This window comes from Deinococcus sp. AJ005 (assembly GCF_009017495.1).
GTDB lineage: Bacteria > Deinococcota > Deinococci > Deinococcales > Deinococcaceae > Deinococcus.
Window position 1 is genome coordinate 352,938 of the sequence record NZ_CP044989.1, and the last position, 11,532, is coordinate 364,469.

Below are 11,532 nucleotides of genomic sequence, written 5' to 3' on the forward strand. Positions count from 1 at the left end.
TGGACTGGTGGTGGTGTGGCACGTTGAGCTTCCCTCCCAGGATGCGCGAGGCGGCGGCAGATGACAAAAAACCCACGGCCCGGTGAGCTGCCAGCCCTGTTCCAGCTTCGTGGCGGCCCCCTGGCGGTGATCGTCTGGACTATAGGAGGGGGTCCCGAAATGCAAACGTAACATGCACATGGATTGCGTCCCAGATGGACTTCAGCTAAAGAATTTGCTGGCCTGGGCTAAATGCAAAATGAGTGCGGTCGGGCGCTAGGCTGCCGCCACCCATGACGCCGCCCAGTCATCCCTTCTGGCCTGCCGCCTCCGGCTCTGAACTGCCGCCTGTCGTCGTCGCGATTCCAGCGCGCGACGAGGCGGAAGGGATCGGCGCGACGTTGCGGGCGCTGGGCGCGCAGATGAACGGAACTGGGCAGCCATTCCAGAATTTTGGCGTGCTGTTGCTGGTCAACAACTGCGGCGGGGGAACGGCGATCCGCGCCAAACAGGCCGCGCCGCAGGGGCTGAAGCTGCGAATAGAGGAAGTGTTGCTGCCCCCCGGCGAGGCCAATGTCGTCGGCGCACACCGCCGCGCCCTGGACCGCGCCGCCGAACTGGCCGGGGACGGCGGCGCGATCGTCAGCACCGACGCCGACACCCGCGCCGCACCGGACTGGCTGTGGGCGCTGCTTCAGCCCATTCTAGCTGGGGCCGACGCTGCCGCCGGACGGATTCTGTTAGGTGGGGACGGGGCCGCCCTGGAGGAGGAGGTCCGCTGCACCCACGAACTCGACGACCTATACCGGCTGGCCGCCTGCCAGTTGACGGCCCGTTTAAACCCGGACCCCGCCGATCCCTGGCCCCGCCACTGGCAGCACTTCGGCGCGAATCTGGCCCTGAGGGTGCGCGCCTACCGCGCCGTGGGCGGGGTGCCGCAGGTACCGTGCCTGGAAGACCTCGCGCTGGTGCGGGAGCTACGCCGCGCGGACCTGACGCTGCGCCATACCCCCGACGCCCGCGTGTACACCAGCGCCCGCCTGTCGGGCCGGGTGGCGGTGGGCTTGTCCACGCAACTGGCCGAATGGCGGTGTGGCCCGCAAGTCTGGCGCGTTCCCGGCGGCGCAGAAATCGCGGCACTGGCCCATGCGGAAGCAGCACTGCGGGCCGCCTATCCGGGCGGCTGGCACCCCCACCTTCCCCACCTGTGGCGGTCTGACGCTGGGCCGCTTAAGGCAGCCCTGCACGCGCCCACGCTGGGCCAGGCCCCGGAGGCGGCCCACGCCGCGCGGGAGGCGGGGGACTGGGGTGCCCATTACCCCCCCGCTCCCGTGGGGCAGGTGCTGGACGAGGTGCGCGGCCTGATGGATCAGACTGCCGCGCCCGCCGCTTCTGGCCCGCTGCGAGTGAATACGTCCAGCCGGTAGCCCTGTTGCCCGTCCCCGTGGCGCTCGGCGTGCAGGTGGTGCAGGCCGTGGCCCACGCGGGCCAGCGTGGCGGCATGTACCGCGTCGCCGGTCTGTGGGTAGTCGTGGACCTGTGGCGTCCAGTGGACCAGCAGCAGGGTTCCGCACGCACTGAGCCGCGCTAATACCCCGTCCAGCGCTGTTTCCAGATCCTCCGGCGAGAGGTAGTACAGCACCTCCGACAGCACGATCAGGTCAAAGGGACCGTCCGGCAGGTCCGTGGGAAGGCGGCGGCGCTCGAAAATGATGTTGGAGTGGGCTGCATTGCGCGCCCGTGCCCGTATCAGCGCCTGCTCGTTCAGGTCCACGGCCCACAGTTCTCCGGCCTGCCCTGCCAGCAGACCGCTCAGCACCCCGATGGAGCAGCCCACCTCCAGCGCCCGCGCATAGCGCTCATGGGGTAGCGCGGCCAGCGTGCGGGCGTACTTGGCGGCCTCGTAGGGGCTGCTGGCAAAATCCCAGGGGTCCTCGCGGGCGCGGTACACGTCCTCGAAATAGTCTTCCGGCAGGGTCATGCGCTGGCCTCCTGTGCGGCTGGGACGGCTTGAACGAACGCTTCGAAATACAGTTCCGGGCCGGTCAGCGCCCGCTCCACCATCTCCGAGGCCAGGGTAAAACCGTGCGGATCATCGGAAATGCCCCCCAACTGGGTGGCGTGCGCGGCGATGGCCTGCGCCTTGCGGGACCGCGCGGCTGCCACCGCGAGGCTCCACACGCGGGCTTCCTGAGGGGTGGGCCAGGCATCGGCGTCCCCGCGTTCGGGCAGCCACACCGCGTATTCCAGCCGCCGGGCAGTGGGTGGAGCCGCCCCCCACACGGGTCCCCAGGCGGCGCGGTGATCGGGGTGCGGGTCGCGCCGCCACGGCAGCAGCAGCGTGGCGGGAGGGGCAGCAGCAAAAATTCTGTTCACCTCGCGCCCCAGATCAGCAGGGTCCACTCTGTCCAGCGCGCCGTCCGGCAGACCCAGGGCGTGGGTGCGGGTTTCTGGCACGCCCAGCGCCGCCAGCCCCGCGCGCCATTCGGACAGCCGGGTCTGGGCCAGTCGGGCGCGTGGAAAGCTGGGTGAGTTGGGATGGGAAAATCCACCGTCCGTGACCAGCAGGGCGTGGACCTCGCGGCCCAGATCGGTCAGGGCGACGATCAGGGCGGCGCACCCCAGTGCCTCGTCGTCCGGGTGCGGCGAGACGATCCAGACCGGGCCGGGCAGGGTCCGGGGGTCCAGGGAGACAGAGCCGTGTGGCAAAGCGTCCAGCCTCACAGCCCCTCGTCTCCCCACGGGCTGTAGGCATCGTCGGCCAGTTCCGGGGCGTCCAGCACGGCACGGCCCAGGTGCAGGCGGGCGGCGTCGGGGGCAGGCTGACGCAGGTACATCCGCAGGTCCCGCAGCAGCCGCTCGGCGGGGTGTGGGGCGAGCAGGCCGCGCGCGCCCACCGCGCGTTCCACAGCCTCGCAGGCCAGCAGACAGGCGTCCTCGGTGACTTCACGGGCCAGGGCGACGTAGGCCAGAACGCGCGGCAACTCGTCCGCCCCCTGTCCTTTTAAATGCGCGCCCTCCAGATGTGCTGCGCCGCGCAGGACCGTCTGCCACGCCGCTTCCAGCCGGGCTGCCACCGCACCAAAACGCAGGCGCTGGAGGTCGTCCCCGGTCCGTTCCAGTTGACGCAGTACATCCCGCCCGGCCTCCAGCACGGCGTCCGCGCCGCCCAGTTGCACGGCCAGAAAGCGCAATGCCCCCCCACTGAACTCCGGCTGACGGTAATAGTCGCCCGGTTGTCCGATCACGTCGTCTGCGCCGAGATTCAGGCCCGTTAGGTCCACGCGGAAACTGACGGTGGGCCGCATACCCAGTGGCTGCCAGAAGGCCGGGTCAAAACGTTCGGGCGGCGCGGCGTGGGGCAGCAGCGCCAGCACCCGGCCCCCGCCCTGCGGCAATTCGGCGGGCAGCAGCGGGCAGGTCACGAAGTCCGCGCCGGAGGTAAAGGTCTTGCCACCGATGAGTGTCCAGCCCACGCCCGCCTCAGCCCGCTCCAGTCGCAGCCCCGGCCCATCCTCGGTGTTCCAGACGCCGAACAGTTCGCCGCGCCGGGCATCGGCCTCCGTGCGTTCGCGCTGTTCCTGAGAACCGTGGGTCTGGATCAGGTGCAGGGCATTGACGTGGCCCTCGTAGATCCGGCCCACTGGCAGGCTGGCGCGGCCCACCCGGCGTAACACGGCCAGCAGCCGCGCACCGGACAACCCCAGACCTCCGCTGGCTGTCGGCAGCGTTGCTTCCAGCAGCCCGGCCTCCCGCAGCGCCGCGAACGAGGCGGCAGGAAAGGCCCCGTCATGATCGCGGGCGGCGGCCTCGGCGGCAATGGCCGGGGCCGCGTGGGCCAGGCGTTCCAGCACGGTGCTGAGCGTGGCGGGTGCGGGGGCCAGCACGTCGATGTGTTCGGCGGCAGGCCGTTCGTGCTGTTCCTGGGCATGGTTCAGGGCGTCGACCAGCGGGCCGTGGGCGGCGCGGCCTCCCAGGGCGTCGGGGTAATCCCACAGTCCGTTGTGGCAGTGGCGGTCATCGTCCCAGCCGGGATGGTTGACCACCGGGTACAGGCAGGCGCCGTGGATGGGGACCCCACCCGCCCGCGCCGCCTCCACCTCGCGCGCCACTCCTGCGAACCACGGCGCACGCTCGCCGTCCTCGGCCCCGGTCTCGGCAATGACCAGCGGGCGGGTGTAGCGGGCATGGACCTCGGCCAGCAGCGCGCGCAGGGGACGGTGATCGGCGTCGCCCGGCGTCAGAAATTTCCGCAGATGCGCCTGCGGGTGGTGCCACCACTGGTTGTAGGGGTAGAAATTCAGGCCCACCACATCCACGTACTGCTCGCCGCCGCCCAGTTCCGGCAGCGTGCGGCCCAGCAGCATGTCCAGCGCCTCGAACTGCGAGGCGTGGCTGTGCCGGGCGGTCTCGACCTCCTCTGGCCGTTCAGGATGGGGAACGACGCTGATCAGCGGCTCGGCATGCAGGAAGCGCGCCGCCGGGTCAACCCCGCGTGCGGCGTCCATGCCCGACATGGCCGCCCGCACCAACTGGGCCTTGAGGGTCAGCCCGCGCCCCTGCGCGAAGGGATTCAGGTAGCCCACGTCACCGCCGCCCCAGGCCGTGAACGAGATCTCGTTGACCGGGCAGATCCACAGCGTCCCCTCGGTGTGCTCGCGCAAAAAACGGGCCGCCGCTGCCGCGTAACGGCCAAAGATGGCCGGAAAGTCGGGGGCGAACAGATCCACGAAATCGGGAAAGCCGTAATGCAACAGGTCCCAGACCACCTGCACCCCCGCCTCCCGCGCCGCCGTGACCTGGGCGAGCGCCGAGGAAAAGTCGTACTCGCCCGGCACCCGTTCGATCAGGTGCCAGCGCAGGCCGTCGCGTGCGGTCAGCAGGCCGCTGGCTGCCAGCCGGGCGTAGTCCTGCCCAGCAAAGCGGTCATGTGCGGTGGCGTCGATCACGTCGATGCGTCGCCCTGAAGGACGGCGCTGGGTGCTGCACTCGAACCCGCCCCAGTAAAAGGACTGGAACCCAGGAGGAAGGGCGGGGGCGGGCGGCCCGACAGGTGGCGGGGCGACGGCAGGAAGCGAGGTCATGGCCCAGAGTGGCGCGGGGAAGGGGTGGCGCGGCTGTGGAGGGCATGAACTTTTCAGTAGGCTTTTGCCGCCAGGATGGCTTCGGTGGGCGACTCCTGTGAACAGCGGTGAGGGTATGAAGATCTATCACGCGGCATGAGGCTGGAATATATCGGCTGGCAGGAACACGGATCTCTGGTTGCGCTCGGTTTGAGAATGTTGTTCTGGTGGACATCCTGACCGTATTTTGGAGGTCTTCAAAGCAAAAACGTGGAGACCAGCATCACCGATACCGGTCCCACGTCTTGGCCACGTTCACTTCTGTGCTGGATTGGCGATCCCGCAACTGGACTCTGGGCAGTCAATCCCCACCAGTCGCGGAAAAATCAGGACAGAAGGTCAGCCAAACTACACCTCGATCTTCAGCCGGGCAGCCTGATCCGTGATCTCGAACAGTTCGCTGTGGGGCGAGACCGTGATCTGCCCGTAGTTCTCCAGCAGGTCGCGGTAGGCGTGGGCCACTGGATTGGGCTTGCGGTCCAGGGTGTACAGACCGTTGGTGTTCACCGTTCCCTTTTTCTCGGCCAGTTGGATGTCCCAGTCGATCTGATCGGTCAGGCTGTACCAGGTAAAGCCCACCACTGGGGTGCCCTCCTGACGCATCCGCAGGACGTTCATCCACTGTTTCCACAGCCAGATCGGGGCCTGCTCGAGGTCCGCGACGTTGGTCTCGGTGTGAAAGACCGGCTTCTTGTAACGCTCGTAGTAGCCTTGGACGATCTGGTACCAGCCAAAGACGTCCTCACCGAAGATCACTTCCCCGTCGGGCTTGGTGATCTTCTCGTTGTGGCCGTAGTAGTCGCTGCCCATGATCTGATGGCCCGGCGGCTCTCCGGCCATGAACCAGTCGTACTCCTCGCGGGACAGGCCGTTGTCCATCAGGTACAGCAGAATGTCCGCGTCGGGCGTGACCGCGTAATTCAGGTCCAGCGAGAGAAACCGCAGCCGGTTTTGCAGCGAGATTTCCGGGCGGGGTTCCGCGCTGGCGTCGTGCATGTACTCGGCGCTCTCGGCCTGCACGATGATGGCGTCGGAGCGCACGCGGGCAATCGACTGACACGCCAGAATGTTGGCGGCCACCCCATGCTTGAGGGCGGTGACGAAGCCGCGTTCGGACTTGAGCTGCTCGTTCCACAGGCCGTCCTGCGCGCTGGCTTTGGCCGTCACGTAAATTTCGTTGACGGGCGTGTAGTGCCGCACCCAGGGGTAGCGCCGCGCCACCGCCTCGGCGTACTCGGCAAAGTGGACCGGCAACTCCGGGTTCTGGAAATTGCCCAGCCAGTCCGGCACCCCGAAGTGCATCAGATCGAGGATAGGGGTGATCTCCAGCCGTTTCATCTCGGCCATCACCTGATCGGCAAATTCCCAGTCGTACTTGCCCGGACCCTGGTGAACGCGGTAATAGGGAAGGCCATACCGCAGGTACTTGAGGCCCAGATCCTTGACCAGATGCAGGTCCTCTTCCCAGCGCTCGTAGTGGTGGCATTCCTCCAGCTCGTCGCGCCGCACCTTGCCCTGTTCGATGGTGGGGTAGGAACACTCGATACCGGTGGCAAACATGAAGTTGCTGGCCTGTCCGGTGGGCAGACCCTTGCCGCTGCTGCCCCGCGCGCCGCCAAACTCGTCACCGAGATAATTGCCGTCGCCCAGCTCTTTTTTGATGATGTCCAGAAAACCCTTGCTCATAGCGAACACCTCATGAAGACAGCTTCCCGCCGGTCACATGCAGCAGTGAACCGGTCACGAAAGAGCTGTCCTGGCAGGCCAGATACACGTAGGCGGGGGCCAGTTCCTCGGGCTGTCCGGGACGGCCCAGTGCCACCTCGTGACCGAACTTCTGAACCTCTTCCAGCGGCATGGTGCCGGGGATATTCGGGGTCCAGACCGGACCGGGCAGCACCGCGTTGATGCGGACACCGTTGTCCAGCTCACCGAATTGCAGCGCCAGCGACTTGGTCAGCGCGTGGATGCCAGCCTTGGAAGCGGTGTAGTCCACCAGGATGGGATTGCCTGTCTCACCGACAATTGAGCCGGAGTTGACGATGGCGTCGCCCTCCTTGAGGTGCGGCAGCGCGGCCTGGATCATGAATACATAGCCGAACAGGTTGGTTTCCAGCGTGCGCCGGAGTTGTTCCTCGCTGATGTCCAGGATGCTGCTTTGCGCCGCCTGATACGCGGCGTTGTTCACCAGCACGTTCAGGCCGCCGTATCTATCCACAGTTTGCTGCACGGCGTCCAGGCACGCGGCCTTACCCCGCACGTCGGCCTTGATCACCAGGCACTGGCCGCCGCGCTCCTCCACCATCTGCTTGGTGGTCTGTGCGTCGCCATCGTTCTCGTTGTAGACGATGGCGACCAGCGCGCCTTCAAGCGCGAAGGCCAGGGCCACAGCGCGGCCAATGCCGGAATCTGCGCCAGTAATCAGGGCAATCTTGCCCTTCAGTTTGTCGGCGGCCCTGTACTCTTTCAGCTCGGTCTGCGGCTGAATGTCCATCTCGGACTGCTTGGCGGGATAGGGCAGAAGCTGGGCGTTTTTGAAATCTTCGGATTTGGGTCTGTCGGGCACGGGGCCTCCTTCTGTCGAGTGCCATGCTGTGACAGACGGCGTGGCACTTGTGTCTCATGTGCTACGCGGCGGCGTTGTTTCAAGAAATGCTGAAGGGAAGCGGAATCATGACCAATTTGGAGAGCCATACCTTCCTCTCACAGCACAGAAACACAGCGTGGATCAGCTCAGATTGATTTCTGAGGGCGATCAGGTTTCGCGTAGATCCTCAGTCGCAGGGTTTGACATTCCATCGAGGACAACTTTTTCAAGCGTTGGCCCAATGCGCGTCACCTGATGATCCGGCCGTAGCAATGCTCTTCGGTTGAGACGAGTTGCGATAAAAAGACCACTTTGATGACCGGGTGGAATACACGGCTGCTGCTGGTGATCCTCGCCACAGCCAAGCGTAAGGCCGAGGTAGGGTCTCAGGTAGAACTGGTCATCGCTGGAACCCTGGGATTGTGCCTGTTCACGGCGGGCAGCGTCTCCACCATCGGGGTTAATCCCACCCGCACTTTGGCCACGGGACTCACGTACCTGCTACGCGGTTCGCTGAATCAACAAGAACAGGAAACGGCCAGCAGGCAGCCGGAGGACGGGGCACTGGCGGCTGAAGACGGTTGACCCCCTCAAGTTTCTGGCCTCGGAGAACACAACATTCCGCGCCGCACGGCTGGCTTGTCACCGCTGCCCATCACAAAAACTGCCGGAAAGCATGATGCCCCGGCAGAATCGGTGGAAGATTGGGTCTATTTGCCGCGTAAGGGCACCGGCGTGTTGTTGATGTCGGAGCCACTGTTGGGGTCCGTCGGCGTATTTTGAAGGAAGGCGCGCATCTGCCACTGGTACTTCTCGATGCCCGCCTCTACTTCCTGCAACTGATTGGCGGTGGTGGGATCTGCCTTCTCCACGTCCCCAATACGCTGGAAGATACGCTGACCCACGGTTTCGTACTGATAGATGAAGAACTGGATCACCTGGGCGTCGTCAATGAAACCGCCCGGAATCTCTGGCAGACGCGAGCTGGCGACGATGGTGATGGCCCGCCCGTCGCTGGACGCGCCCACCGAGAGCATGCGTTCCGCCGTGTCGTCAGCGTACTTGCTGATGCCCTCATAGTGGTCCTGAAGCAGCTCATGCAGGGTGTAGAACAGCGTGCCGGACACGTTCCAGTGCGCCTGCTTGGTCTGGAGTTGCAGCGCCTGCAATTCGGTGAGGGTGTTCTGCAACGCGGCCACGCTCTTTTGCAGGTTGTCGGTGCCGGACGACGGCAGGCGGCTGGGCACGTTATACGGCAGCGGTGAGGCGGTCTTGGTGCTCTGCGCGCTGGGCTGGCCGGTGTTGGGCTGCGGCATGTTGACGCTGGTGGCCGGAATCTGGCTGGCTGCTGACTGCGCGCCAGCGCCTCCGGCCAGGGCGGAACCGAACAGCAGGACGGAAAGAAGCAGGGTCTGTTTCATGGGGGTTCTCCAAAGAAAGTTGGGGGGTGGATGGGCGGACAGGGGTGAGGTTAGGCAGCCGATGTTAGACGAATACCAGAAAGGGCCGGGGTTAAAGGCGGCGTGAAAAAGCCTTTAAGGGACGCCCTTTTTCGATTGTGGTCTGGCACGCTAGGTTAGGAGGATGATCGCCTTGCACCTGCCGCTTTTCCTGTGCCTGCCCCTCCAGCAGCGGGGCTGAGGATGCGGCTGCTGCTCGTGGAGGACGACGGACGCATTGCCCAGCCGACAGCACGCGCCTTGAGGGACGCTGGGCATCAAGTGCAGATCGCGCCGGACGGCGTGCAGGGGCTGACCCTGGCCCGCAGCGGGGATTTTGACGCCGCACTGCTGGACGTGTGGCTGCCTGGTCTGGACGGCTTCGAGGTGGCCCGTACCTTGCGCGCCGAGGGCAGCGAGTTGCCGCTGATCTTCGTAACCGCCCGCAGCGCCCTGCCAGACCGCGTGGAGGGGTTGGATCTGGGCGGCGACGCCTACCTGTCCAAACCCTACGAACTGCCCGAACTGCTGGCCCTCCTACGGGCGGTGGTGCGGCGTGGCGAGCGGGTCCGCAGCGCGCGGGTGCCGTTTGCGGACGGGGCCGGGCTGCTGGATGCCGGGCGGCGCGAGGTCTGGTGGCACGGTGAGACGGTGGGCTTCACCGCCCGCGAATACGGCCTCCTGGAAGCGCTGGCACTGGCGCGTGGGCGCTGGTTTACCCGCCAGGAACTGCTCTCCAAGGTGTGGGGACCGGACTTCAGCGGCGAGGAGCGGGTGGTGGACGTGTATGTCAGTTACCTGCGCCGCAAACTCTCGCCAGAAGCGCTGCTCAGTTCACGCGGCCTGGGATATCAGCTCCCATGAGATCTCCAGGGCCAAGGCTGGGCCGAAGGGAAGGATGAAGCCAACCGTGACCATCCGCGCCCGCCTGGCGCTGGGCGTCGCCGCCATCACGGTTCTCGTGGTGCTGGCGGTGGCCGCCGTGCAGTTCCTGGCACTACGCTCGTTTCTGGTGGGAGCCGAGTACGAGCGGCTGGAAATGCTGCTGCCACGCCTGGAGCAGACGCTGAACACCCTCCCAGCCTCGTCTACAGGACTGCGCGTGTTGGAGACCCTGCCGCGCACCGTGGACGTGAGGGTCATCCGGGAAGATCAGGTGGTGGCCGTGACCCCCGAGTTTCCGCCGATTGCCCTGACGCTCCCCATTGGCCGCTCACGGCGCGCGGGCCATGACGTGTTGATCTCCACTTTCAACCTGAACGGCACGCTGGCGACAGCGCAACTGGCCAGCGACGTGCTGGGGGTGGTCAATCCGCTGCGCGCGTACCTGCGAAGTCTGGCAGTGGCCGTTCCAGTCTCAGCGGCCCTGGCGGCGCTCCTGAGTTTTTTGCTGGCTGGACGCCTCCTCAAACCCCTGGAACGTCTGACGGCGGCGGCGGCGGCCATAGGCCGGGGCGGCAACCTGCGCGCCACGCTGCCTGGCGCGAACCGGGGTGACGAGGTGGGCCGCCTCGCGGGCGTGCTGCAAACCTCGTTCGGGCAGGTGGCCGAGACCCGCGAGCGCGAGGAGACCTTTACATACGCCGCCGCCCATGACCTGCGCTCGCCGCTGACCGCCATGAAGACCCGCCTTCAGGGCGCACTCAGCGGCCCACGTTCAGAGACTGAGCTGCGTGAGGAACTGGGCGAGGTGCTTTCAGACCTGGAGCGTATGCGCCGCCTGAGCGAGCAATTGCTGCTGCTGGCACGGGGCGAGCGTGATATTCAGCGGCGTCCGCTGGAGCTGGCCCGTCTGGCCGGGGAGGCGGTGGACCGGGCGCGTGAACTGGCCCCAGACCTGCCCCTGGAGTTCGGCACGGTGGGCGTGACCTGGATTCTGGGGGACGAGGCGCTGCTCTCGCCCCTGCTGGATAATCTGATCGGCAACAGCCTGCGCTACGGCGGCGGCGCGGCCATGAAGATGACCGTGACTGGTACGCCGTTCGGGGTGGCCCTGAGCATGGTGGATGGTGGTCCTGGTGTCCCCACTGCAGCGCTCTCTCATCTGACCACCGCTTTCTATCAGGTGGGCGCGGCCCGCAGCGGTCAGGGCAACGGTCTGGGCCTTGCCATTGCCCAGCGCGTCGCGCAACTCCACGGGGCCAGACTTGACCTGGCGCCGGTTGACCCCAGCGGCCTGCGCGTCACGGTGACCTTTCCGCAGACTGCCGAGCGCGATTGATATGGACTCCGATTGGAAAGTGTTGGAAACACCTGGAAATCTGAACGGGACTCGCAGAGTTGCGCCGCAGAGGAATAGCGTCCTCATGGGCGTCTGTTCACGACGAGAGTGAGCAGGAGAAAAACGGGTTCCGGGCGTGCGGCAATCGGCGTGGTCCCGATTTCTGCCGCGTTACAGACGGAG

At 66.1% G+C, this 11,532-nt stretch carries 10 protein-coding genes; 4 read left to right on the plus strand and 6 right to left on the minus strand.

The features are described from left to right. Window positions 1–272 precede the first annotated feature (272 nt). Window positions 273–1,406, plus strand: coding sequence for a glycosyltransferase family 2 protein (locus DAAJ005_RS01950; RefSeq protein WP_151845628.1), 1,134 nt, complete (start codon window positions 273–275; stop codon window positions 1,404–1,406). Here the strand turns inward: DAAJ005_RS01950 and DAAJ005_RS01955 are convergent. The 5 genes from DAAJ005_RS01955 to DAAJ005_RS01975 form a co-directional block, all read right to left on the minus strand. Then, window positions 1,349–1,960, minus strand: a complete 612-nt coding sequence (locus DAAJ005_RS01955; RefSeq protein ID WP_151845629.1) for a class I SAM-dependent methyltransferase — start codon at window positions 1,958–1,960, stop codon at window positions 1,349–1,351. The genes DAAJ005_RS01950 and DAAJ005_RS01955 overlap by 58 nt on opposite strands. Continuing rightward, complete coding sequence (locus tag DAAJ005_RS01960) at window positions 1,957–2,703, minus strand: PIG-L deacetylase family protein (RefSeq protein WP_226342342.1); 747 nt, start codon at window positions 2,701–2,703, stop codon at window positions 1,957–1,959. Before DAAJ005_RS01960 ends, DAAJ005_RS01955 begins: the two co-directional genes overlap by 4 nt. Next, window positions 2,700–5,063 carry an acyl-CoA dehydrogenase family protein gene (locus DAAJ005_RS01965; protein ID WP_151845630.1) on the minus strand — a complete coding sequence of 788 codons (2,364 nt, stop codon included), beginning with the start codon at window positions 5,061–5,063 and terminating at the stop codon, window positions 2,700–2,702. Before DAAJ005_RS01965 ends, DAAJ005_RS01960 begins: the two co-directional genes overlap by 4 nt. A 387-nt stretch (window positions 5,064–5,450) precedes the next feature. Beyond that, entirely contained in the window at window positions 5,451–6,788 is a 1,338-nt protein-coding gene (locus tag DAAJ005_RS01970) for a family 1 glycosylhydrolase (RefSeq protein WP_151845631.1), read from the minus strand. 10 nt (window positions 6,789–6,798) lie between these two features. Continuing rightward, window positions 6,799–7,668 (minus strand): SDR family oxidoreductase, encoded by an 870-nt coding sequence (locus DAAJ005_RS01975; protein WP_226342343.1) that lies wholly within the window; start codon window positions 7,666–7,668, stop codon window positions 6,799–6,801. A 336-nt stretch (window positions 7,669–8,004) separates the two neighbouring features. Between DAAJ005_RS01975 and DAAJ005_RS01980 the strand changes: the two genes are divergently transcribed. Further along, window positions 8,005–8,274: a hypothetical protein gene (locus DAAJ005_RS01980; protein ID WP_151845632.1), complete on the plus strand. Its 270-nt coding sequence runs from the start codon at window positions 8,005–8,007 to the stop codon at window positions 8,272–8,274. A gap of 125 nt (window positions 8,275–8,399) precedes the next feature. On the opposite strand, the gene DAAJ005_RS01985 is transcribed toward DAAJ005_RS01980, so the two are convergent. Next, complete coding sequence (locus DAAJ005_RS01985; RefSeq protein ID WP_151845633.1) at window positions 8,400–9,110, minus strand: Dps family protein; 711 nt, start codon at window positions 9,108–9,110, stop codon at window positions 8,400–8,402. Between the two features lie 222 nt (window positions 9,111–9,332). Here DAAJ005_RS01985 and DAAJ005_RS01990 point away from each other — a divergent pair, with 222 nt between their 5' ends. Together DAAJ005_RS01990 and DAAJ005_RS01995 are read left to right on the plus strand one after the other, a co-directional pair. Beyond that, window positions 9,333–9,992 (plus strand): response regulator transcription factor, encoded by a 660-nt coding sequence (locus DAAJ005_RS01990; protein ID WP_151845634.1) that lies wholly within the window; start codon window positions 9,333–9,335, stop codon window positions 9,990–9,992. Window positions 9,993–10,026: 34 nt separating this feature from the next. Further along, entirely contained in the window at window positions 10,027–11,349 is a 1,323-nt protein-coding gene (locus DAAJ005_RS01995) for a HAMP domain-containing sensor histidine kinase (protein WP_304523481.1), read from the plus strand. The last annotated feature ends 183 nt before the right edge of the window (window positions 11,350–11,532 follow it).